Annotated in this window: 24 protein-coding genes and 4 tRNA genes; 11 read left to right on the top strand and 17 right to left on the bottom strand. The window is 37.7% G+C overall.

What is annotated here, in order from left to right; genetic code table 11:
- Positions 1-2: 2 nt before the first annotated feature.
- Positions 3-809 carry a DUF4239 domain-containing protein gene (locus tag SJ312_RS02525; protein ID WP_004263474.1) on the bottom strand — a complete coding sequence of 269 codons (807 nt, stop codon included), beginning with the start codon at positions 807-809 and terminating at the stop codon, positions 3-5.
- A gap of 211 nt (positions 810-1,020) precedes the next feature.
- Positions 1,021-1,503, bottom strand: coding sequence for a DUF523 domain-containing protein (locus SJ312_RS02520; protein ID WP_094961232.1), 483 nt, complete (start codon positions 1,501-1,503; stop codon positions 1,021-1,023).
- A 248-nt stretch (positions 1,504-1,751) separates the two neighbouring features.
- On the opposite strand from SJ312_RS02520, the gene SJ312_RS02515 reads away from it, so the two are divergent.
- From SJ312_RS02515 to SJ312_RS02505, 3 genes are all read left to right on the top strand, one after another.
- Entirely contained in the window at positions 1,752-2,294 is a 543-nt protein-coding gene (locus tag SJ312_RS02515; RefSeq protein WP_319866873.1) for an Rrf2 family transcriptional regulator, read from the top strand.
- 128 nt (positions 2,295-2,422) lie between these two features.
- Positions 2,423-3,631, top strand: coding sequence for an NAD(P)/FAD-dependent oxidoreductase (locus SJ312_RS02510; RefSeq protein ID WP_110591584.1), 1,209 nt, complete (start codon positions 2,423-2,425; stop codon positions 3,629-3,631).
- A gap of 133 nt (positions 3,632-3,764) precedes the next feature.
- Positions 3,765-4,508, top strand: coding sequence for an ankyrin repeat domain-containing protein (locus tag SJ312_RS02505; protein WP_319866872.1), 744 nt, complete (start codon positions 3,765-3,767; stop codon positions 4,506-4,508).
- Between the two features lie 311 nt (positions 4,509-4,819).
- Here SJ312_RS02505 and SJ312_RS02500 read toward each other — a convergent pair whose 3' ends face one another.
- Positions 4,820-5,764 (bottom strand): SPFH domain-containing protein, encoded by a 945-nt coding sequence (locus SJ312_RS02500; protein ID WP_004263460.1) that lies wholly within the window; start codon positions 5,762-5,764, stop codon positions 4,820-4,822.
- A 429-nt stretch (positions 5,765-6,193) separates the two neighbouring features.
- On the opposite strand from SJ312_RS02500, the gene SJ312_RS02495 reads away from it, so the two are divergent.
- The 5 genes from SJ312_RS02495 (at position 6,194) to SJ312_RS02475 (ending at position 10,722) form a co-directional block, all read left to right on the top strand.
- On the top strand, positions 6,194-7,147 hold the full coding sequence (locus SJ312_RS02495) for a 2-keto-3-deoxygluconate permease 1 (RefSeq protein ID WP_094961229.1): 954 nt from the start codon (positions 6,194-6,196) through the stop codon (positions 7,145-7,147).
- A 10-nt stretch (positions 7,148-7,157) separates the two neighbouring features.
- Positions 7,158-8,432 carry a D-threonate kinase gene (dtnK, locus tag SJ312_RS02490; RefSeq protein WP_110591582.1) on the top strand — a complete coding sequence of 425 codons (1,275 nt, stop codon included), beginning with the start codon at positions 7,158-7,160 and terminating at the stop codon, positions 8,430-8,432.
- 16 nt (positions 8,433-8,448) lie between these two features.
- Positions 8,449-9,405, top strand: coding sequence for a D-threonate 4-phosphate dehydrogenase (locus SJ312_RS02485; protein ID WP_207951495.1), 957 nt, complete (start codon positions 8,449-8,451; stop codon positions 9,403-9,405).
- Between the two features lie 3 nt (positions 9,406-9,408).
- The gene (locus SJ312_RS02480) at positions 9,409-10,185 is read left to right on the top strand and encodes a DeoR/GlpR family DNA-binding transcription regulator (protein WP_036958646.1); all 777 of its coding nucleotides are present in this window, start codon (positions 9,409-9,411) and stop codon (positions 10,183-10,185) included.
- A 105-nt stretch (positions 10,186-10,290) separates the two neighbouring features.
- Positions 10,291-10,722, top strand: coding sequence for a carboxymuconolactone decarboxylase family protein (locus tag SJ312_RS02475; RefSeq protein WP_004263450.1), 432 nt, complete (start codon positions 10,291-10,293; stop codon positions 10,720-10,722).
- Positions 10,723-10,788: 66 nt separating this feature from the next.
- On the opposite strand, the gene map is transcribed toward SJ312_RS02475, so the two are convergent.
- Both map and SJ312_RS02465 read right to left on the bottom strand, forming a co-directional pair.
- Entirely contained in the window at positions 10,789-11,559 is a 771-nt protein-coding gene (map, locus tag SJ312_RS02470; protein WP_004263445.1) for a type I methionyl aminopeptidase, read from the bottom strand.
- A complete protein-coding gene (locus SJ312_RS02465) occupies positions 11,552-11,758 on the bottom strand; it encodes a ParD-like family protein (protein ID WP_036958645.1) in 207 nt (68 codons plus the stop codon). Before SJ312_RS02465 ends, map begins: the two co-directional genes overlap by 8 nt.
- A gap of 334 nt (positions 11,759-12,092) precedes the next feature.
- Between SJ312_RS02465 and SJ312_RS02460 the strand changes: the two genes are divergently transcribed.
- Both SJ312_RS02460 and SJ312_RS02455 read left to right on the top strand, forming a co-directional pair.
- Positions 12,093-12,518, top strand: coding sequence for a universal stress protein (locus tag SJ312_RS02460; RefSeq protein ID WP_096863927.1), 426 nt, complete (start codon positions 12,093-12,095; stop codon positions 12,516-12,518).
- Between the two features lie 136 nt (positions 12,519-12,654).
- A complete protein-coding gene (locus SJ312_RS02455) occupies positions 12,655-13,086 on the top strand; it encodes a hypothetical protein (protein WP_165880608.1) in 432 nt (143 codons plus the stop codon).
- 5 nt (positions 13,087-13,091) lie between these two features.
- Here SJ312_RS02455 and SJ312_RS02450 read toward each other — a convergent pair whose 3' ends face one another.
- Positions 13,092-13,865, bottom strand: a complete 774-nt coding sequence (locus SJ312_RS02450) for a nucleotidyltransferase domain-containing protein (RefSeq protein ID WP_096863925.1) — start codon at positions 13,863-13,865, stop codon at positions 13,092-13,094.
- A gap of 6 nt (positions 13,866-13,871) precedes the next feature.
- Complete coding sequence (locus tag SJ312_RS02445) at positions 13,872-15,077, bottom strand: nicotinamide mononucleotide deamidase-related protein YfaY (RefSeq protein WP_319866868.1); 1,206 nt, start codon at positions 15,075-15,077, stop codon at positions 13,872-13,874.
- A gap of 222 nt (positions 15,078-15,299) precedes the next feature.
- On the opposite strand from SJ312_RS02445, the gene SJ312_RS02440 reads away from it, so the two are divergent.
- A complete protein-coding gene (locus SJ312_RS02440) occupies positions 15,300-15,857 on the top strand; it encodes a toxin-antitoxin system YwqK family antitoxin (RefSeq protein ID WP_004263425.1) in 558 nt (185 codons plus the stop codon).
- A 106-nt stretch (positions 15,858-15,963) separates the two neighbouring features.
- Here SJ312_RS02440 and fabV read toward each other — a convergent pair whose 3' ends face one another.
- From fabV to SJ312_RS02390, 10 genes are all read right to left on the bottom strand, one after another.
- Entirely contained in the window at positions 15,964-17,163 is a 1,200-nt protein-coding gene (gene fabV / locus SJ312_RS02435; RefSeq protein ID WP_004263421.1) for an enoyl-ACP reductase FabV, read from the bottom strand.
- Positions 17,164-17,639: 476 nt separating this feature from the next.
- Complete coding sequence (locus tag SJ312_RS02430) at positions 17,640-18,200, bottom strand: hypothetical protein (protein ID WP_004263412.1); 561 nt, start codon at positions 18,198-18,200, stop codon at positions 17,640-17,642.
- A 124-nt stretch (positions 18,201-18,324) separates the two neighbouring features.
- Positions 18,325-18,477, bottom strand: a complete 153-nt coding sequence (locus SJ312_RS02425; protein WP_036958643.1) for a hypothetical protein — start codon at positions 18,475-18,477, stop codon at positions 18,325-18,327.
- 270 nt (positions 18,478-18,747) lie between these two features.
- Positions 18,748-18,834: transfer RNA gene (locus SJ312_RS02420), tRNA-Leu, on the bottom strand.
- A 126-nt stretch (positions 18,835-18,960) separates the two neighbouring features.
- Positions 18,961-19,047: transfer RNA gene (locus tag SJ312_RS02415), tRNA-Leu, on the bottom strand.
- Between the two features lie 7 nt (positions 19,048-19,054).
- Positions 19,055-19,128 (bottom strand) — tRNA-Cys (locus SJ312_RS02410).
- A 23-nt stretch (positions 19,129-19,151) separates the two neighbouring features.
- Positions 19,152-19,227, bottom strand: a tRNA-Gly gene (locus SJ312_RS02405).
- A gap of 166 nt (positions 19,228-19,393) precedes the next feature.
- Positions 19,394-19,942 carry a CDP-diacylglycerol--glycerol-3-phosphate 3-phosphatidyltransferase gene (pgsA, locus tag SJ312_RS02400; RefSeq protein WP_004263394.1) on the bottom strand — a complete coding sequence of 183 codons (549 nt, stop codon included), beginning with the start codon at positions 19,940-19,942 and terminating at the stop codon, positions 19,394-19,396.
- Between the two features lie 57 nt (positions 19,943-19,999).
- Complete coding sequence (uvrC, locus tag SJ312_RS02395; protein WP_110591579.1) at positions 20,000-21,832, bottom strand: excinuclease ABC subunit UvrC; 1,833 nt, start codon at positions 21,830-21,832, stop codon at positions 20,000-20,002.
- The gene (locus tag SJ312_RS02390) at positions 21,799-22,485 is read right to left on the bottom strand and encodes a LuxR C-terminal-related transcriptional regulator (protein ID WP_004263384.1); all 687 of its coding nucleotides are present in this window, start codon (positions 22,483-22,485) and stop codon (positions 21,799-21,801) included. Before SJ312_RS02390 ends, uvrC begins: the two co-directional genes overlap by 34 nt.
- Between the last annotated feature and the right edge of the window lie 19 nt (positions 22,486-22,504).

The following is a 22,504-nucleotide window of genomic DNA, read 5'->3' as shown; positions in this document are numbered from 1 at the left end:
CCCTACTTTCCTAACCAAGCACCATCCCTAAATAAGAATTCCTGTAATAAAATTAAATCATCAGGTGTTACGTGGATCATACCTTCACCAGGAACATCAATTTCTGCAATCATAAATAGAGCCAACGTGGTTAATGACGGCAATATGAGTATCAACCAATTTTTCCCTTTTGTCCCGCGTATATTGTAACCAATAAGAATATTTGAACAGATAGCAAAAAAGATCAGTAAAAACCAAGTTGCATTTGGAATTTGGTGTCGCCAACTTGCCATCGTTTTTTGTTGAGAAAGATAAAGGTCGCTAAATGCACTGAGTACAGAAGCCACAATAGGGTTTGGTGTTTGACTTGCTTCTTTTACCGCGATTTCCCATAATTGACTCTGCTTTTCCAAAGAAGTCATCCGCCATTGGTTATTTTCGTCACTGATACCTGACTTAAAAAACTCAATCCGAGCTTCCAAGTATTGTTGAATAAGCTGAGAGGCTTTTCCTCTATCATCAGTGCTCAATAACTGTGCTCTCTGATATGCCGTACCAATAGCAATAGCTTCATTTTCTTCTGTTTGCTGACGGTTGTTATAGCCATTAATCGAAATTGATAAAACAAACCCTATCAATAAACCCAATAAAGATAAAATCGCCCCTAAAATAATTTTAGCTTCATCATCCGTCGCTTCTTCGTGGGCTGATTTACGCTTAAAAATATATTTACCAACGTAGGCAGAAATAACTAACAAGATAAATGTGATAACAAATAAAAGAATGGAATCGATTGGAGAATCATTGATCAACTCAGAAATATTAAACATCGTATAAACTCATGAAATTTATTTCCTGATGATATAACACAACTGCAATACAATTATCTAGACAGTACTATTTTTTTGCTAAATTTCAGATAATAACAACAATCAGGCATCATAATACGACATCCAATTAGCTAACAATAAAGCACAACCCCCCTAATACAGAATTCACTCACTATATTTACCTTAAGTTGATTATCAAAATATATTTTCATTACATTTTTTCGAAATAACCCCTAATTTTCATGATTAAATCAGGTGAGTTCTCATCCAATATATCAATATGGTGCCGTTTAAATAGTGCAGCACAGACACCCATACCGACTTTTAAAGTGCCATCAAACTGACCATTATAGATATGCTGACTACCGCACGAGGGGCTATTACTTTTGAGTACAACTAATCTCACATTCATTAATTGAATTTTTTCTAAAGCAATATACGCACCACGAATAAATTCTTGAGTGACATCGATATTATCGCTTCCGACCACACTAGCTCGCCCAGCGAGTACATCATCACCATTTCCCCCCATTATTTCTGCAGATGCTCTCGGTGTTGGTAACCCGCCAAAAACTTCAGGACAAATACTGATGGCCAGACCATCCTCATAGAGTTTTTTCAAAGGAGTATATAATTGATGCTTCCCATCATACCTTACACAATACCCTAACAAACAAGCGCTTACTGCAATCATAACTAATCCTATTAATAGACCTGACTTTTTAAGGTATTTTTCATGGTTATATTAGACAATAAGTTTACAAAATACTTCGCGCTAATAGTGCTCGTAGAACAAATAAAAACGCTTACAGCTTCATAGATCTGTAACTTGTGGCTGTTTACACCCATAACGCGGACTAAACTTATCTTAGTTTATTGACAATTAAAACGGAGACCTGTATTGTCCTTGTTTATAAATAGATGCTTAGGAAATTTAAATAAATGGCACACATTACTGTCAGTGTTGAATATGGTATCCATTGTCTACTTTGGTTTGTTGATAATCCCGAACGCTCTCTTAGCAGTAGAGAACTTGCAGAGCTACAAGGCATCTCTCCAAGTTTTCTAGCAAAAGTTTTACCTCGGTTAGAAAAAGCAGGGATCGTGAGTTCGAATGAGGGAATTAGAGGTGGATATCGATTAGCATTACCCCCTGAAAAAATCACATTTCTATCTATAATTGATGCTATAGAAGGTTATAAACCGCTTTTCGAGTGCCAGGAAATACGACGCCGCTGTGCTGTTTTCGAAGAAAATGGTCTACCACAATGGGCCATTTCAGGTACCTGCTCCGTACATAAAGTCATTCTTCAAGCCGAAAATGCCATGAGAGATGTATTAGCTAACCAAACCCTCGCTGATGTGGCGCAGCGTCTATGTCAAATCGCCCCTAATAGTTTTTATAGAGATGTAAACTCATGGATGGATCAAAAAATTGAAGCTAGAACAGTGCGTTCGAGCAAAGGAGGTCGTGGTAAAACATAACATATAATCCGATAACCATAAATTATATCGTTTGTACCTAATTTTAATAACATCTTCACTGGTGCGGTTTTTTATTATTTAAAATTTGCAACTGAGCATTTAAAGTTAAACTCCAAAGGAATTCAATAATGACAGCTAAAATTGTTATTGCAGGATCTGGTTTTGCTGGCTTCTGGGCAGCTATTTCAGCAATGCGGGTAATTTCACAAGAAAATAAAGAAAATAGCATCAAAGTTATTTTAATTTCACCAAGACCGAATCTCACTATACGGCCGCGTTTATATGAAGCAAAGCTGGATAATATATCCCCTGATATTTCAAAGCAGCTAGCTGCCGTCGGTGTTGAATATATTGCAGGTGAAATCCAGAATATCGATACAGATGCAAAGTTATTAACCGTTAATTTAGCTAATGGCAACCAAACTACGTTAGTCTATGAGCGCTTTATTCTGGCAACTGGTAGCCAATTAAATGTACCTCCCGTTCCTGGATTTGATAGGTATGGCTTTGATGTTGATTCATTAGAAACTGCACATCGTCTTGAAACACATTTACAAGCACTAAAGAACAAACCGGAAACTTTAGCTAGAAGCACCGTTGTTGTCGTCGGTGGAGGATTAACAGGCTTAGAAAGTGCTGCTGAAATGCCAGCCCGACTAAAAGCAATTCTTGGTGAAACAACAGAGGGCCGAGTATTTATAATTGACTCAGAATCCACTGTGGGAGCAGGAATGGGAGCCGAAATTTCACCTGTAATTCAACAAGCTCTAACTGAATGCGGCGTTGAATTGCGCGCGGGATTACGAGTCGAAGCACTAAGCCATGATGGAGTTACTCTGTCAAACGGTGAGTACATCGAATCAAATACTGTCGTATTAGCGACAGGAGTAAAAGCAAGTTCTCTAACGGAACAGATTCGCGGTGAACGTGACGCTAGTAATAGGATTATCTCGGATAATTATTTACACGCACAAGCTGTCTCAAATGTTTTCGTCGCAGGAGATACTGTCAAAGCTCCCACAGATAATCAAGGAAATCATAATTTAATGACTTGCCAACATGCTCTAAGTTTAGGCCGTGTTGCAGGGTATAATGCAGCAGCTGAGCTATTAGGTCTTCCATTACACCCTTATAGTCAACTTAAATATGTAACTTGCCTTGATTTAGGGGCTTGGGGTGCTCTTTATACCGAAGGTTGGCATAGGAAAATACATCATATTAAACAGGAAGGAAAAAAGATAAAGCAAGAAATTAATACCAAGTGGATATATCCACCTGAGTTAGAAAAAAATGAGTTATTTGCTATCGCTGCTCCGGATTATGTCATCGTTCCTTGAGATAAAGATAAAAATTAATATATTCAAATAAATCAGAGTAACCACATAAAAATACAATGAGTATGATTTGTATTGCTTTGTATCGTTTATTTTTTAATACTAATACATAACTAAATATTAATAAGGTTTCAATATGCATATTAAAAAAGTTATATTTGCCTTTTCATTAATTACTTTTGGGGCTGTATCTCAGGCCCAAGTTATTAATAATAATAATCCTTTAAAATATAGGCATTTTAAAACAGATTATACTACTATGCTCGAACTAGCGAATAAAGAACGCTTACCTTGGAGAGTCTTCTATGAAAGTCCTAGCGAGGGCGCCAATGCCGAATGGTTTGATGCCGTAAAGCAGGGAGATTTAGATAAAGTAAAACAGATGGTTACTGAGGGGCAAGATATAGAAGCCAAAGACACTGGTAGCTTAGACCAAACGGCTCTTGGATGGGCGGCCTTTATTGGCGATGAAGCTATGGTTGATTATCTTATCTCGCAGAATGCTAATCTTTGGGCAACCGATACAGGTGACGTATATAACGTACTAAAATCAGCGGTGCTTGGTAATAATGTCAATATTGTAAAAAAAATCCATCATCTAATGAAAAATGAAGTAGATTTGAATAATCAACAAATTGAAAGTGATGGTGAGACATTAGTCATGATAGCCGCGAGTAATAATAGAATGGAAACGGTTAAATATTTATTATCGCAAGGAGCAGATATTAACCGGAGCACAACGACTGATGATGTAACCATGTTTTCTTATGACCAAAGTGCATTAACTTATGCATGTAAGAATAATCTTCCAGAAATGCAAAAATTCCTTATTGATAATGGAGCTCTAAATCATCGTACTGGTAAACCATCTTGTGATTGATTTATAGAAATATAGGGTAATAACAGAAAATTTTGCGTCAATCATGTAAAAATTATTTTCAGTAGCTCAAGAAAAGTATGTATTGTTAACATTCCTATGCATTTAAGTGAATATTCTAAAAAAGATATTGTATCACTTAGCATAATAAAAAGAGAGTATTGAGCGTACCCTTCCATAAATTGAATGGCCTGATTCCGGTTCAATATCGAAATCAGGCCTTATAACCCGTTGACTAAAAGTGCATAACCTTATGTGGTCACCTCAAGCTTAATAGAACGAGTTTTAACTGTGGTAATTCTTTTAAATTAATATTACTGGCTATTACGCATATCCATAATCATTTTACCATCGTAATCTGCACCAACAACAATATTAGGTACCTCACCTTTATATTTATGAGCTTTAATCTGCTCAATCTCTAACTGTTTCCAATTGATCATTTCACGGGTAATAGTACGTTGCAATATCGCATTCGCTTCAGCTTCTTTCTGAGCAGCATACAATTTTGCATCTGCTTCTTGGCGCATCGCAAATGAACTTGCTTGTGCGTTACGTTCTCTGGCGATGGCTTGTTGTTCAGCAGACTCTCTTTCCGCTTCAGCAATAACAACCTTTTTCTGAGCTAATTCACGCTCTTTTTCTGCCTCTGCTTTTGCTTGGTTGATTTGCTCTTGGCGCATTTTGGTATTAACCACTTGCTCTTGTACAACCTCAGGCAAAGTAATATCTTGGATCATGATTTCTTTTATTGTATAGCCATAAGGAGAAGCATACCCTTGAATAGCATCACGAATAGATTCTTGTAATTTTCTTTGTGTATCTGCAGTATAAAGATCTTGTGCATTAGCAACATCTTTACCAAATTCTAAAATCGTTGAGATCAGCTTTTGGCGTACATATTTATCTAAAGCTTCGCTTTCTGTACCACCATTAATACGTAATACAGGAGCTTTCGCACCATCAAACTGAAGCATTACCGTAATATCAACAATAGATTTTAATTTATCTTGCGAAGGTACTCTTAGCTCTTTTAGTGATACTCGAATATCTTTTGTTGAGTACGTATCAAATGTTGTAAACGGATTAATTGGAAAATGTAAACCTGCATCATAAGCAACTGGGTCGACTTTTCCTAAAAATGTCCCCACCTTAACCGAGCCATCTTGTACAATAGTATATGAATTGATCCCTACGAGACCAATAACTAGAAGTAATGCAGCACCGACAACCAATTTAATCATTGATTTAAATTGCATGAGTTAATCCCTATCAAATTAATAATTATAATAAAGCGCCTTATTGTCACCACTTATTTTCTAACTACAAGTCTAATAATCCTAAATTTAAAAGCACTAAATCTGCTGTTTCTATTTTGGTAAAAATGAATCGCTGAGCCATTACAGATAATTTTGTTATAAACCTAGTTTTATCCTTTTAAATTATTAGTGCTTATTTTCAATCATAAAACACAGGTATGATTATTTATAATCACTCTCTCGATCAGTTTAAATAACATCCACTCCATCAAAAAGCCAAATTATCATTATTTTAATCCAAGTTAGTGATGAAAGTTAGAGTATAATTTCAATTAATGGTAAATGGAATTATTGCGATCTTGATCACTGTTGTTTTTAATTGATTAAATATAATCATAATGACTAAAATAAATCATGGCGGAGAAAACCATGCAAATAAAAAAATCGATTGAACGTATACCTGGTGGCATGATGGTTGTGCCATTAGTACTCGGTGCCCTAATCAACACCTTTGCTCCTCAAGCCCTCGAAATCGGTGGCTTTACAACATCACTGTTTAAAAATGGTGCCCCTGCTCTTATTGGTGCATTCTTGCTTTGTATGGGTGCAGGAATTAGTTTTAAAGCGGCGCCACAAGCTTTATTACAAGGAGGTACAATTACCTTAACAAAACTAGTCGTTGCGATTGCTCTTGGTCTAGGCGTCGATTATCTCTTTGGAATGGAAGGGATTTTTGGTTTAACTGGTGTTGCAATTATTGCAGCAATGAGCAATTCAAATGGTGGCTTATATGCCGCTTTAGTTGGGGAGTTTGGTAATAAACGAGACGTTGGTGCTATCTCAATTTTATCTCTTAATGATGGGCCTTTCTTTACCATGATTGCGCTAGGCGCAGCTGGTATGGCAAATATCCCTTTAATGGCATTAGTTGCAGTTCTTGTTCCGTTAATTGTTGGCATGATCTTAGGAAATCTAGACCCACATATGCGCGATTTTCTAACAAAAGGTGGGCCAATATTAATTCCTTTCTTCGCTTTTGCACTAGGCGCAGGGATCAACTTAGAAATGCTATTACAAGGTGGACTCGCAGGTATCTTGCTCGGTGTGCTGACTACGTTTGTTGGCGGCTGGTTTAATATTCGAGCAGACCGTCTAGTAGGAGGCTCAGGTATCGCAGGCGCTGCTGCCTCAAGTACCGCAGGAAATGCTGTAGCAACACCACTCGCTATCGCACAAGCCGACCCATCCTTAGAGGCTATCGCGCTTTCTGCTGCTCCTTTGATTGCTGCATCCGTGATCACCACCGCTATTCTAACCCCTATCCTGACCTCTTGGGTTGCTAAACGCCAACAAGCAAGACAACCCCAACAAACTGAAGAGTAAGGAGTTATTTATGAAGCTATTAGTTATTGCAGATGACTTTACAGGGGCAAATGATACCGGTGTTCAATTTGCTAAAAAGCATGCGCGCACAGAGATACTTCTTGATAATACACAAAAACATTCTTGGTTTGCTGATGTCGTTGTACTTAATACAGAAAGTCGCGCATTAAATGCACAAGTTGCTTCAGAAAACCTACGAAATAGCCTGAAACCTTTTTTATCTCAGAAGGATAAACCTGTCATTTATAAAAAAATTGACTCAACATTTCGCGGTAATATCGGGGCAGAAATAGAGACAATTATGTCAGAAACAGGCTTAAAACTTGCTATTGTTGCCGCAGCTATTCCTGCGGCAGGACGTGTAACGTTAAATGGTGAATGTCTCGTTCATGGAAAAGCACTTATTGAAACTGAATTTGCTTCTGACCCTAAAACACCAATAGTTTCATCACGTATCCAAACTATTCTCCATCAGCAGACTACCCTGCCCGTTATTGAAGTGAATCTAGACCAAATACGTTCAGGGCGATTCGCAACATGGTTACAAGCACAAGAGCCAACGCAAGGCAGTATCATCGTCACGGACGCTGAAAATGATGAAGATTTAGCACTAATTGCTGAAGCCGTATTTTCAATAGATCAATCTTGCCTACTCGTTGGAGCTGCGGGCTTTGCAAATGCATTACCTGAAAATATTTTCATGGATAAAAAGCAAGGGCTACCATTATTTATTGTCGCTGGCTCAATGAGCAGCGCAACAATTGAACAGGTAAACTATGCACAAACACATTGTGATGCCAGTGTCATTGATGTTGATGTCACGCAAGTACTTGCAGCCACTACACAAGATAACTACATGGCTGCGCTCATCAAAGAAATTAGTCAAACATTAAACCAACAAAAACACACCATCATACGAACCAGCCGAGATGTGCAAGATAGGCATCATATTGATGACCTATGCAATACCTACGGTATGACACGTAATGAATTGGGGAAAAATATCAGCGACTTTATTAGTTTGCTGACCTTAAATACGCTGTCTGTTGCCAGCATCGGGGGACTTTTTTTAACAGGTGGAGATATTGCGATTGCGGTTGCCAATACTTTGGGAGCAAAAGGTTATCGAATTCAATCTGAAGTACTGCCATGTATACCTTGTGGCACTTTTATTGACAGTGAAATCGATGACTTACCCGTGATCACCAAAGCGGGAGGGTTTGGTCAAATAACCACTTTATGCGAAGCCATCAAATATATTGAGGAAATTTATTGTGAAAAATAATGTTGTTGCTATTACCATGGGAGATCCTGCAGGTATTGGCCCAGAAATTATCGTCAAATCCCTTGCAGAAGGTGAACTGGCAGGAGCCCCTGCCGTTGTTATCGGTTGTGCATCAACAATGCAGCGATTAATTAAATCAGGGGTAGTTCCTCAGATAAAAATCAATGTGATACAAAATATCAAAGAAGCTCAATTTTCAGCGGATACCATCAATATTATTGATGAACCCCTAGCCGACCCTAGCGCGCTTATTGCGGGGAAGGTCCAAGCTCAAGCTGGTGACTTAGCATTTCGCTGTATTAAACGTGCGACTGAACTAGCTCTCGCAGGTGAAGTGAAAGCGATTGCCACTGCACCTTTAAATAAAGAAGCATTGCACCTTGCCGGGCACAACTACCCAGGTCACACTGAACTACTTGCCCAGCTAACCAATACCAAAGATTATGCCATGGTGCTTTATACCGAAAAATTAAAAGTCATCCATGTCACAACACATATTGCATTGCGTAAATTTTTAGATACATTAAATAGCGAGCGTATCATAACCGTGTCTCGTATCGCATCAGACTTTTTAAAACGCGTTGGCTATGAAAAACCACGTATTGCGATCGCAGGCGTTAATCCTCATGCTGGGGAAAATGGTTTATTTGGTGATGAAGAAATCGTATATTTACAACCAGCTATAGAACAGGCAAGGTCTGAAGGTATTAATGTTTATGGCCCTTGTCCTCCAGATACTGTATTTTTACAAGCCTATCAAGGGCAATATGATATGGTTGTTGCCATGTATCACGACCAGGGTCATATTCCTTTGAAATTATTAGGTTTTTATGATGGTGTTAATATCACTGCGGGCCTTCCGTTCTTGCGCACTTCAGCCGATCACGGAACCGCATTTGATATTGCTTGGACGGGTAAAGCAAATCCTGAAAGTATGGCCATCTCACTTAAACTTGCGATGAATGTAGTATAACTAATGAGCACAATGGATAGATTAGATTTAATACTTGAGTATCTTAAACAGCATAACCTCGTCACTGTTGAAGAACTAGTACAAGCATTATCCGTGTCAGCGGCCACTATCCGGCGTGATCTCATTAAACTTGATGAAACTGGGGTTATCTCTCGCACGCATGGCGGTGTAACCCTAAACCGTTTCATTCCTGTTCAGCCCACTACGTCCGAAAAAAACCAGCGTAATCTAAGAGAGAAACGGGCTATTGCGAAAGCGGCAGCCCGTTTAATTGAACCAGGTAGCACGGTTCTACTTGATGCAGGAACAACCATGCTTGAGCTAGCGCGAGAGCTCACTCATATGCCCCTGCGTGTTATCACCTCTGACCTCCATATTGCCCTTTTTCTTTCTGAATTCAAACAAATTGAAGTCACAATTGTTGGTGGAAGAATTGACGATAGTAGCCAATCTTGTATTGGTGAGCATGGGCGTGTTTTATTACGTAGCATTTATCCTGATATCGCATTCATTAGTTGTAACTCTTGGAGTTTAGAAAAAGGAATTACAACACCAACAGAAGAAAAAGCAGGTCTAAAACGTGACCTAATAACAAATGCTACACGCTCTGTTATGCTTGCTGATAGTAGTAAATACGGTAAATGGTCATTATTTCGTGTCGCTCAAATAGACGAATTGACAGATATTATTACAGATAACCAACTTCCACTCGATATTCAGCAAAAATTTATAGATTCTTGTCGTACTAATCTAATATTGGTTTCCACAAATGCCACTTAATGCTATTGAACTTGATTTCTTTATAAAATAAAGTAGCTCAACCTTCCAACCAAACCGCACCAAACATTACATTTCATCTGACAACAAAATATGTAAGGAACCCCCATGAGCGAACTGAGATTAGCTTATAACAATTTATCACCTGAAGCGTATAAAGGGCTTATTGAATGCAAAAATGCATTGGATAAAAGCGGGTTAGGTAAAGAACTAATAGAGCTTGTTTATTTAAGAGTTTCACAAATCAATGGCTGTGCATTTTGCCTAGATATGCATGCAAGCTCATTACGTTCAAATGGTGTCAGTAACAAAAAAATAGACACACTCGCTGGCTGGCAGGTTAGTCATCATTTTAATTCATTAGAGCGCGCTGCATTAGCTTGGACCGAAGCTGTCGTTAATATAGCTACCAGTGGTACATCAGATGCTCTCTTTAATGAATTAAAACACCATTTTTCTGATGAACAAATTTCTGATTTAACTATCGCTATTGGTTTAATGAGTGCCTTTAACCGTATAGCAATAGCACTGAGACAATAGTAAAAATTTGTATAAAAAAAGCTTGCTACCTTTATGGCAGCAAGCTTGTAAATTCTACTTTTAACACTATTTTTCTTCATCACGTAATGTTAAAACTTCATACCCATCTTTAGTGACTAATACCGTATGTTCAGATTGAGCAGATAATTTTTTATCTCTTGTTACGACCGTCCAACCATCTTTCTTTGTTTTAATTTTCATCCCACCCTGGTTAATCATTGGCTCTATCGTAAATGTCATTCCTTCTTTTAATTCAACCCCTTTCCCTCGTACACCGTAATGAAGAACTTGCGGATCTTCATGCATTTCACGGCCAATACCATGCCCACAATATTCTCGTACGACACTGTAACCTTTAGATTCCGCATAATGTTGAATAGCGGAACCAATATCACCCAATGTCGCACCCGGTTTAACTTGTTTTATTCCTTCCCACATAGCAGCATAAGTATCTTTAACTAATTTACGTGCTAGTGGTGAAGCTTCTGGCATTACATACATTTTACTTGAATCAGCGATAAAGCCATTTTTCTCTAGCGTAATATCAACGTTAATGATGTCTTTTGCTTTTAAAATTTCATCTGTTTTTGGAACACCATGACAAACGACTTCATTCAACGATGTATTCAAAACATATTGGTAGCCATATTGCCCTTTACTAGCAGGCCTTGCTTGTAATTCATTAACGATATAGCTTTCAACTTTATCATTAATCTCCATTGTGGAAATACCCGGTACAATAAATGAATCCAACATCTTAAAAACGCTAGCCAAAAGTCGTCCAGACTCACGCATCAGTTCAATTTCTTCTGCTGTTTTAATTGTAATATTATTCATGAACTTTTCCTTTTAATTCAATTGACTCTTTTTCTAACATTTCATTGACTAACATAGTAAATGTCTTATTCGGGTTTAGTTCAGCTTGCATACCAATTTTAATCCAAAACTCTGCCTGTGAATTAATCGAACGGGACATAACCTGGCTCGCATGGCGCAGATAATCATGCAATTCATCTGAAATTTTTACGATACCCAAAGCAACCTCAACAATATGATGTGTATACAAATCATGTATAGATCATATAACAGGAAGATGATGATTCAAAGCATTCACGTTTTGTATAGCACAAAGCGCATGAAAAACAGCCCATAAATACTACTTTAAGTTGATTAAGTTGATTAAGTTGATTCCGCCGTCAAAGTATTTGAATCGTTGATCCGCTATCATAAATTCCGAAGAATGTAATGATTATACGTAAATTAGCATTATTTTGATTAACTCGGCCATGTGCTGGTTTAACTGCCGTACTATTAATAAACTAATGATCCGATTACAACATGAACTCAATAAATAAAAGCTGGAGAAAAACATGTATAATAAAATTTTAGTTCCTATTGATATAACAGAAAAAAGCTTAGCACATTTAGTTATGTCTCATATTCAATACCTTGCTGAATATGAAAAAGCACATATTCATTTTTTGGCAATTATTCCTACTGTTCCTTTCTATACCACAATGGGATTTGGTTTTGCTGAAAAAGCGGATAGTGAACAAGAAAACGTCACGAAGCAGCTCGCTGAAATAATTAAAGAATTTAATATTCCAAATGATAAATACAGTGCTCAAGTTTTAATGGGGACACCAAGAGATGAAATCTTACGTGTTGCAGAGGAAATTTCTGCTGATTTAATCGTTATTGGGTCAAGGCGCCCAGGTATGTCCACATACTTTTTAGGTTCAACAGCATCAATGGTTATTCAAAATTCAAAAATTTCTGTTTTGACTGTCCGATAGCCGCTATTAATTATAGTAATCTAGGTAGCCTATTATTGGGTTACCTTGTTTTTTCGTGTTAATCTTACATACATGGATTATTCACTCGACTAAGCTATCTATCTATTGCAGATTTATTTTTCACTCAAGGAATGTAATGAAAAAACACTTACTCTGGATCAGTATTAGTATCAATATAATTTTAGCTATCGCTTTAATTACAGTTATCTACTCGTTTTTAAATATGAAAAATCAGGTGATGACTATAGTTGAGCAAGCAAAGTCAGGAAAGTATATCGAGCAAGTACAACAGCATACGAAACAACTTATTCCAAATTCTCTTAATGAACTAAAAATCTTAGAAACGGATGGCGACTCGTGTGACCAGTTTTATCAAAAAGTCGATGGAGTTATTGAATACTTACATAATAATCCAGAGATTATTGGAGCACAAACCTACACCGAACAATTATCTTCAGTAAAAATGGCCATTGATAAAACTCCAACTGTTTTAAAAAATAAAGCTTGTAAGAGTGGCGTTTCAAGTATTAATTATATCATTGATGCACTACAACCAGATGAGCCATAATTGGCTCATTTATTAACAACATTAGAATGTTCAACATCCAACCAGCTGATAAACTGGGCTAAATATTTCAAAAATTCCTCATCAGCAAAAGGCTCTATACTTTGACGTAAAAAATAATTTATTTCATTTTGTCGTTCTGGATAATATTGAACGAATTTTTGTATATATTCAAATAATGTTTCTGGCCAGTCACTATCATTTTTCCAACGTAATATATTGGTGGAACGAATAAGCTTTCTCGATGCCGCCCGATATAATAACTTTAGCTCAGAGTCATCATGACAATGATTAATTTGGTCGATATAACCATTCAATACATTAACAAAATCGCCATTAACTGCTTCTGCTATTTCTCGCGAAGGAACAAATTGGCTAAAATGTGTTGCTAAGTCATCTCCATAAATGCAACGGCAATGATGCTTAATCCAATATCCCCAACTATATAGATTAGCCTCACTCATCACATCCGTAAGAATACCAATATCAAAATCAATTTTGCTGACCTCAATGTGATTAACTGTTAATTGAACTTGTATTTCATTCAATCTGGTTGTTTCTAATTGAGTAAGGGCACCACATAATACAATGCATAGATCCAAATCTGATTGCTGTGGCTTCGCACAGCCTTTTGCAACACTACCATACACATAAATGCTATGGAGCTTGTCTTTTAATATGCAACTCAGCCAATAAATAGATTCTGTTATTATTGACTGAAATTCTGGTTGAAACGGCCTCTCTTCAGGAACAGAAATATACTTATAATCTTTTAACTTCATAACCACCTAACTCTCAAAAATAAGTGTTTCTGTTTGTACTAACCATTCATAGTAGCCAATAACCTCGCGACCATTTAACCAACGAGACAACATATCTAATATTAACATTACACTGACTTCTTGTTTTTCTTTCTGTGAATGATTATTTGGTAAATAATGAATTCTCTGCGCATAACACATATCTGGTGTTGATAGAGCAACGTTTAAATATTGCTCATTATATTCGCCAACCACTAAACCAATAGATAGAGGATGATTAATTGCTATATTTTGAGCTCTTTGCGCTAAAATTTTCAATGTTTGTTCCACGTCAGATGGCAAAATTTGACTGGAAGAAATAGCGATCCCCACTGAATCTAATGTCCAACTTAACAGCCCTGCGCTAAATTGTTCACTGACTATTATTTGTAATTTCCTTTCTCTTAGGGATTTGCCAATTTTTTGCGCTAAACCTTCTGTCCCTTCAAATATCAAGTTGTCCCCTACTCCTTGCTTCACTAATTGCCAATCTCTTTCCATCAATTCTTTTTGTGACGCAGGTCCCGTTAGCTTTAATTCAATAATAGGCATTGAAGAACGATAGCCTAAAACACAGTTTTCAGGTAAAGGTAAGCTATCAAATTGCTTCGCAAGACTACTTTCACTACGGCCAAAACTGGTTAGGCGTAAACAAACTGGTGGCTCTGGCAATGTAAAATGTGCTCGTAACCTTGGCAAAATTTGCTCATTCACCATAACCTTAAATTCAGAAGGAACACCAGGAGTAAAAAAAATCAGACAATCATTCAAGACTAAAGAAAAGCCACAAGCCGTTCCTACAGGGTTATCAATTAATTCAGCATTTTCAGGGAGTAGTGCTTGTTTACGATTCGTTTCAGGCATAACCCGCCCTCTGGCAATAAAATAACGCTCCATGACTTCAACCCACTGAGAATGTTCAACTAATGGAACTCCCGCAGCTTTAGCCGCCGCCAAGGCGCTTAAATCATCACTTGTTGGCCCAAGCCCGCCGTTAACAATGAGAATATCTGCAGATAAACTACGCTCAAGGAAAGTAGCGACTAAACAATCTAAATTATCACCAACCGTTGTTCTGCTACTCAAAGGAAGACCTTGTTGAAAAAAACAGTCTGCCAACCAAGCGGCATTTGTATCAATTATTTGTCCGTGTAAAACCTCATCCCCGGTACTCAACATTTCAACAACTAACATCTATGACTCCCTGATTATATAAATCACATTAACTGACTAAATTACCTTATTATCAAGATGACTAACATCAATTTTTATTCACCTGAGTTCCCCTTTTAAAATATCCAGAACTCATTAAAAATAAATGGTTTAGGATAATTCTCACCCTATGTGGTCATAAAAAGGCTATAGTTTTATATGCAATTGAATCCATTATTTTTTCACAGCAATAATAGAGGCTACATGTTCAAACTAAAACCAATTAAATCTGTTGCATTATTTTCTTTAGTTTTATTAGTTTCTGGGTGCCAACTTGGAGGATCTCCAAATTCTAATTCAAACTCAGATTCAAAATTTGGAGATTTAAGTGAATTAAAAAGAATAGACTTTCCTTCCACAGAGGCACCTAAAGGTATTTCTGAAGGAGCATTTGAAGTTGAGTACGATAATGGTCAGCCAAAATTTAAAACATGGGTATCTAAAGGATGTTTTGATAAATATATCAAAACCTACTATGAAAATGGCAAGCCTGAATCCCATATTGAACTCAAAGACTGCAAGGTACATGGAACTGTCCGCACTTACCATGAGAGTGGCCGTAACGATATCGAAGTCAACACACTGCAAGGTAAATTATCAGGGCCATTTATAATTTATCACGACACACCTAGTAATAAACCCAATATTACGGGCACATTTAAAAATGAAAAACTCGTTGGAATAGTGACCGAATTTGATGAAAATGGAACGGTTATTTCTAAAGCTCTTATCCGCGATGGTGAAATTACCGTATTGCAATAATTCAACTAACAAGATAAAACAGATGCGTATGATTTACAAAGATAGCTAAAAATAGAAACCCGCAAGTAGCGGGTTTCTAATAAATTGAAAATGAAGACGAATATAACTAAATTAGCTCTTTCACTTCAAAATTCACTTCACCGCTGAGATCAGCATCATAATCAACACCATTTAGGCCAAAGCCAAACAGACGGAGAAATTCAGCTTTATAGCCTTGGTAATCCGTTAATTCATTGATGTTGTTATCATTAAGCTGCTGCCAAATTTCACGGCATGTGTTTTGTACGTCATCACGCAATTCCCAATCATCTAAACGTAGACGATGTTTTTCATCGGTCTCTGGCACTGCGTCATTGAATAACTTAGTGGCAAATAAGCGTTGAATTTGTTCAATACAGCCTTCATGGATCCCTTTTTCTTTCATAATCTTAAAGACAATAGAGATATATAACGGCATGACAGGAATTGCAGAGGAGGCCTGTGTTACAACAGATTTTAATACAGCAACATACGCTGCCCCACCCTTGGCTTGCAATTTTTGATTGATTGCATGAGCCGCACGGTCCAAATCTTCTTTTGCTTTACCTAATGTACCATGCCAATAAATTGGCCATGTTAAATCCGTACCAATATAAGAATAAGCCACAGATTGTGCGTTATCGGCTAAAACACCCGCTTCATCTAACGCATTCATCCACAGTTCCCAGTCTTGGCCACCCATGACTTTCACTGTATCTGCGATTTCCTGTTCATTGGCGGGTTCAACAACAGCTTCAATCAACACATCTTTGTTGGTATCCAGCGCAACAGATTTGTACGGTTCACCAATAGGTTTCAAGGCTGAACGTACAATTTCACCTGTTTCAGGCATTTTACGCACTGGTGATGCCAATGAATAAACCACTAAATCAATTTGGCCTAAGTCTTGTTTAATCAAATCAATAACGGTTTGACGGCATTCATCAGAAAAAGCATCACCATTAATGCTTTTTGCATACAGGCCTTCTTCTTTCGCTGCTTTGTCAAAACCTGCGGAATTGTACCAGCCCGCAGAACCAGTTTTACTTTCACTGCCTGGTTTTTCAAAAAATACACCAATGGTAGCGGCTCCGCTGCCAAATGCGGCGTTGATACGAGAGGCCAGACCGTAACCGGTGGATGCACCAATAACTAAAACTTTCTTAGGGCCATTTTTCAGCTCGCCACGTGATTTCACGTAGGCAATTTGCTCACGAACATTGGCTTCACAGCCTGCTGGATGAGCTGTAGTGCAGATAAAACCACGAATTTTAGGTTTGATAATCATAGTAATTTTTTCTTGGTAGCTAACAATCAAGGTCTAATATACCTGATATTATCCATTTACTTAAGACAGAGTGAAAATAAATAGGGTGAACAGACCAGTTTATTGGTTACTTTCCCACTAATTACCTATTTTAAATCATTGAGAGTTTCAATAACACGGCGTAATAAATCTAACTCTCGCTCAAGGTTAGTTGCTTTTCCTCTAGGTTAATGACCATATATTTTTGTGACGCCAAGGCGACTGTCATTATAGCACTCATCACCCCAGCAAATATAAGACATTGAAATATAATTTTTTAAATATCTGCTGTTGAGATTAAGGAACGTATCATCATGTTCCCAGAGCAACCCTATGACGCATTTGGGAAATACTGCAAGATATTAAAGAACTCATCCAGAGGTAAAAAATATGCCTAAAACCATTACCAAGAGAAACAATAAACAACCATAACCTGTACTAAATAATTTGCTAGCCGCTTATTGCGGCTTAGGGGGTATTAAATTATGTATAACCATCACTGAGTAAACAATATCTTTTTTATTGTGAATTTTGCGAAAATGGGCATTACTAACAATACCGACCATAATCTGCATGCCATCTTTCTCATAAACCCGCTTAAATGGTGTTGTTTCGTCATCAGATATTTTATCTAAGAAATAAACATTTCGTTTATAGCGTTCAATTGTTTGCTTTGGCAAACCATATACTTCAAACATTTTCTGGTTAATCGCATCATACTCAGCCAAAATGACTGATTGGTCACGGCTATCTTTTCCTTGGGAGGAAACGAGCATTAGAGTATTTTTTTCCCGAGAAAACATCAATAAAAACAGTTTATTTGCTATTTGAGGAGAGTTTGCTGATGAACATAACGCACCTCCTTCTTGAAACTCAGTACATTGCAATCCTTTTAACTGTAATTTTTTTATATCTTCAGGGGTTTGCCCCCACTTAAACCCATAAGGGGCATCTAGCTTTTTCGTTGTGCAGCCAGAAGCGAGTACGAGTATTAACGTAAACAAAATTCCTTTTATCATCACTTCTCAAATTCCAATTAAGTCATCTAATTTGATACTATCAAAAATGAATAATTAATCAAAAATTAACTTTTCTATCATCATATTAAATGACTCGATTGATTTCTGTACCGTTAAAGCTGCCTTACTCTTCTTTGTTCTCCTGTTGTTTAGCCTCTGCCATAGCAATTTCTTTCAACCAATCTGCTAATAACGGTTTTGTTTTTACTGTATCTAATAACGCTCGCTCATGTTTAGTTAATCGTACAACTACAACTTCAGTTTTCATGTTAGACATAGCCTGATCCTCTTTAAGAATCAGAATAGTGACACAAAACACTAACAGAACGGTCTGACTTACGGTTTTTTACACGAATTTCGCGTTAGTTGACACAATAAAAAATACTTATGCTGTTTCAAAAGAAACACATTGAATATAAAGAATAAATACACCTAATTAAACGACATCAGTTCAGCAGATACTAAATATTTGAAGGGAATTAGATACAAAAAAACCACCTAAAGGTGGTTAATTGCTAATTTTAATCATTTCTGATTAAAATTGAGATGGTGCCCAGGGCGGGACTTGAACCCGCACAGCCTAAAGGCCGAGGGATTTTAAATCCCTTGTGTCTACCGATTTCACCACCTGGGCTAAATTGTCTTTCTCAAAAACTTGGATAAATTATTAATCTACCCGGCTAACCCATGCATTTAATAAAACACATTGTGATTAGCTAACTTAACATAAAACACTTAATAGCGTTTAATTACTTTAATATGGTGCCCAGGGCGGGACTTGAACCCGCACAGCCTAAAGGCCGAGGGATTTTAAATCCCTTGTGTCTACCGATTTCACCACCTGGGCTAAATTTTGGAGGCGCGTCCCGGAGTCGAACCGAGCTACACGGATTTGCAATCCGGTGCATAACCGCTTTGCTAACGCGCCTTATCCGAATTTCTTTCGAAATTTGGAGCGGGAAACGAGACTCGAACTCGCGACCCCGACCTTGGCAAGGTCGTGCTCTACCAACTGAGCTATTCCCGCGTAAAGCTTCACTTTTCAGCTTATGCTTTTCAAACTGGCTGATTTACTTATTTATTTTCGTAAACCATGTTGCCGTTCGATGCGTTGCATTCTACTGATTTCACCTATCGAGTCAATACAATTATTGAAATAATTGGATCGTTCGCTGTTTTTTCAATCATTTCGATCACGCTTCGCTCAAATCACCCCATGCAGCCTTTAAATATTGGAACATTGACCAGAATGTTAAGATAGCTGCAACATACATTAGTGCGATTGAAAGGTTTTCAATCAATGGCGTTGGACGCCACAATAAACCGACCAGTGACATCATCTGAGCAGTAGTTTTAAATTTACCAATCCAAGAAACAGCCACACTACTACGTTTTCCTATCTCTGCCATCCATTCACGTAAAGAAGAAATAATAATTTCACGTGCAATCATGGTGGCTGCTGGCAAAGTCACATACCAAACATCGTAACTTTCAGTGACTAACACTAACGCTGTAGCAACCATAACTTTATCAGCAACAGGATCTAAAAAAGCACCAAACTTTGTAGTCTGCTTCCACAGTCTTGCTAAAAAGCCATCAAACCAATCAGTTACCGCTGCGATAACAAAAATAAGCGCGCATGCAAACGGCCCCCAAGTAACAGGGAGATAAAAGGCTAATACAAAAAACGGTATTAGGATGACGCGAAATAATGTCAACCACGTTGGTATGTTTAATTTCATCACGCTCACTAACTTTTTGACCAAGTTGGATATTATGAATATGTTGCCCTAAGACACTCACTGTTTCAATGCATTATAAATCTTTTCTGCAAGGGCGTATGAGATCGAGGGCACTTTTGCGATTTCTTCTATACTTGCATTACGTAAAGGTTGTAACCCGCCCATATATTTTAGCAACATCTGCCGACGTTTCGGGCCAACCCCCTCAATTGACTCTAATGCACTAGTACTTTTGACTTTTGCTCGTCGTTGTCGATGCCCCGTAATCGCATGATTATGTGATTCATCTCGGATGTGTTGGATTACATGCAAAGCTGGAGAATCAGGTGGTAATGAAAAACCTTCGCCTTCTGGTTTTAAAAATAAGGTTTCAAGCCCCGCTTTACGGTCGCTACCCTTTGCAACGCCAATCAGCAATGGGTGTTTTTTATCCCAATCAACCTCTAGTGAATTAAACACATCCCTTGCCTGCCCTAATTGGCCTTTACCCCCATCAATAAAGATAATGTCAGGAACTTTGCTTTCATCAATGTGTTTACCATAACGCCGTGTTAAAACTTGATGCATAGCCGCGTAATCGTCTCCAGGGGTGATCCCTGTAATATTATAGCGCCGATACTCTGATTTCACCGGGCCCGATTTATCAAACACAACACAAGAGGCGACTGTTTGCTCCCCCATCGTATGTGAAATATCAAAACACTCCATACGATTAATGTTTTCTAAATTAACCACTTTTGCTAGTGCTTCCATACGTTGTTGCACCGTCGAGTGTTGCGCTAATTTTGTTGAAAGCGCAATTGATGCATTCGTTCTCGCTAATTTTAAGTAACGAGCCCTCACACCACGTGGCTGACTTTGAATATGAATTTTACGTCCCGCGATCTCAGAAAGAGACTCAGCTAATAATTCTTTTTCTGTTAATGCAAAATCTAATAAGATTTCGCCAGGTAGAGTTCTATTTTCACTTCCTTGCAAATAAAACTGACCTAAGAAGGTTTGAACCACTTCCTCAAGCTGTGTATCTGCTGGAATTTTAGGGAAATAACTGCGACTACCAAGGACTTTGCCTTGACGAATAAAAAGTACATGCACGCAAGCAAGACCAGATTCAAAAGAAACACCAATAACATCTAGGTCATCGCTATCACCAGATACATATTGCTCTTCCGTGACAGCTCTTACCGCTTGGATTTGATCTCTAAAACGCGCTGCATCTTCAAAGCGTAGTGCTAAACTTGCCTTTTCCATACGGTCAACTAAACCAGCCAAAACTTGTTTATCTTTACCCGTTAAAAATAAACGTACATATTCCACTTGTTGATTATAGTCTTCATCGGAAACCAACCCTTTAACACAGGGACCTAAGCAACGACCAATTTGATATTGTAAACAAGGCCTTGAGCGATTTCGATACATGCTATCTTCACATTGACGTATCGGAAATAACTTCTGCATTAACGCTAATGTTTCCCTTACCGCATAAGAACTCGGGAAAGGGCCGAAGTACTCGCCTTTGGCATGTTTCGCCCCCCGGTGCATCGAAATTCGAGGATGAGTTTCACTGCTTAAAAATAGGTAAGGATAAGATTTATCGTCACGTAACAATACGTTATAACGTGGCTGGTACAACTTAATATAGTTGTGCTCAAGTAATAGCGCTTCTGTTTCAGTATGAGTCACCGTCACATCAATAGAGGCGATTTGCTTTACCAACTGCTCTGTTTTGCGGCTACCCACATTTTCACGAAAATAACTTGCTAAGCGTTTCTTAAGATCCTTTGCCTTTCCTACATATATAACCGTTTCCCCAGCGTCATACATACGGTATACACCAGGTTGATTAGTAACTGTTTTTAAGAAAGCTTTCGGTTCGAACTGTTCTGACACTCGAGTAAACCCTGTTTTGCTGTGATTAAACCATAACTGATAGCTATATGAGTTAATTCTACATCACTACAGATATTAAGTTTACTAAACATTCGATATCGATAGGTATTTACTGTTTTAGGGCTTAAGGAAAGTGACTCCGCTACCCGTTTTATAGGCATTCCCTGAGTGATCATTAACATGATTTCTAACTCACGCCCCGATAATAAATCATATAAATCTTGTTGATTATTATAAACTAACCGCTGTAGAGCAAGGTCTTGGGCAATATCCGGCGATATAATTTTCCGTTTAACACTTACAATTTGTATAGCTTCAATAATGTCTTCTTCTGTCACATTGATACTCAATAAACCGAAAATGCCAATATCTAATGCTTTTAAAAAAAATGCAGGGTTATTTCTTACATTGTAAATAATGATCCCAACATCTGGTTGAGTTCGACGTAATGTCTGGATTGTTTTTAGTGAGTCATAACGAAAACTATCACTACTGATTAAAATCATATTTGCTTTTTGGCATCTATTCCATGTAATCACGTGTTCTAGTGATGAAAAAGAAGCAACAATTTTATAACGTATTTGACGTGAAAAAATAGCCTCAAAACCACGAATTACAATATTACTGTCGTCAATTATTATAATATTAATCAATTAATACCCCTATTGGATT

The sequence above is a fragment of the Providencia sp. CIM-Carb-044 genome (assembly GCF_033901115.1).
Classification (GTDB): Bacteria; Pseudomonadota; Gammaproteobacteria; order Enterobacterales; family Enterobacteriaceae; genus Providencia; species Providencia hangzhouensis.
Note: the sequence above shows the minus strand (reverse complement) of the source record. Positions and strands in the feature narration are given on the sequence as shown.

Bases quoted from the DNA above. Each gene is read 5' to 3' on its own strand.
- SJ312_RS02525 (WP_004263474.1), bottom strand. From the start codon at position 809: ATGTTTAATATTTCTGAGTTGATCAATGATTCTCCAATCGATTCCATT.
- SJ312_RS02520 (WP_094961232.1), bottom strand. From the start codon at position 1,503: ATGATTGCAGTAAGCGCTTGTTTGTTAGGGTATTGTGTAAGGTATGAT.
- SJ312_RS02515 (WP_319866873.1), top strand. From the start codon at position 1,752: ATGGCACACATTACTGTCAGTGTTGAATATGGTATCCATTGTCTACTT.
- SJ312_RS02510 (WP_110591584.1), top strand. From the start codon at position 2,423: ATGACAGCTAAAATTGTTATTGCAGGATCTGGTTTTGCTGGCTTCTGG.
- SJ312_RS02505 (WP_319866872.1), top strand. From the start codon at position 3,765: ATGCATATTAAAAAAGTTATATTTGCCTTTTCATTAATTACTTTTGGG.
- SJ312_RS02500 (WP_004263460.1), bottom strand. From the start codon at position 5,764: ATGCAATTTAAATCAATGATTAAATTGGTTGTCGGTGCTGCATTACTT.
- SJ312_RS02495 (WP_094961229.1), top strand. From the start codon at position 6,194: ATGCAAATAAAAAAATCGATTGAACGTATACCTGGTGGCATGATGGTT.
- dtnK (WP_110591582.1), top strand. From the start codon at position 7,158: ATGAAGCTATTAGTTATTGCAGATGACTTTACAGGGGCAAATGATACC.
- SJ312_RS02485 (WP_207951495.1), top strand. From the start codon at position 8,449: ATGGGAGATCCTGCAGGTATTGGCCCAGAAATTATCGTCAAATCCCTT.
- SJ312_RS02480 (WP_036958646.1), top strand. From the start codon at position 9,409: ATGAGCACAATGGATAGATTAGATTTAATACTTGAGTATCTTAAACAG.
- SJ312_RS02475 (WP_004263450.1), top strand. From the start codon at position 10,291: ATGAGCGAACTGAGATTAGCTTATAACAATTTATCACCTGAAGCGTAT.
- map (WP_004263445.1), bottom strand. From the start codon at position 11,559: ATGAATAATATTACAATTAAAACAGCAGAAGAAATTGAACTGATGCGT.
- SJ312_RS02460 (WP_096863927.1), top strand. From the start codon at position 12,093: ATGTATAATAAAATTTTAGTTCCTATTGATATAACAGAAAAAAGCTTA.
- SJ312_RS02455 (WP_165880608.1), top strand. From the start codon at position 12,655: ATGAAAAAACACTTACTCTGGATCAGTATTAGTATCAATATAATTTTA.
- SJ312_RS02450 (WP_096863925.1), bottom strand. From the start codon at position 13,865: ATGAAGTTAAAAGATTATAAGTATATTTCTGTTCCTGAAGAGAGGCCG.
- SJ312_RS02445 (WP_319866868.1), bottom strand. From the start codon at position 15,077: ATGTTAGTTGTTGAAATGTTGAGTACCGGGGATGAGGTTTTACACGGA.
- SJ312_RS02440 (WP_004263425.1), top strand. From the start codon at position 15,300: ATGTTCAAACTAAAACCAATTAAATCTGTTGCATTATTTTCTTTAGTT.
- fabV (WP_004263421.1), bottom strand. From the start codon at position 17,163: ATGATTATCAAACCTAAAATTCGTGGTTTTATCTGCACTACAGCTCAT.
- SJ312_RS02430 (WP_004263412.1), bottom strand. From the start codon at position 18,200: ATGATAAAAGGAATTTTGTTTACGTTAATACTCGTACTCGCTTCTGGC.
- SJ312_RS02425 (WP_036958643.1), bottom strand. From the start codon at position 18,477: ATGTCTAACATGAAAACTGAAGTTGTAGTTGTACGATTAACTAAACAT.
- pgsA (WP_004263394.1), bottom strand. From the start codon at position 19,942: ATGAAATTAAACATACCAACGTGGTTGACATTATTTCGCGTCATCCTA.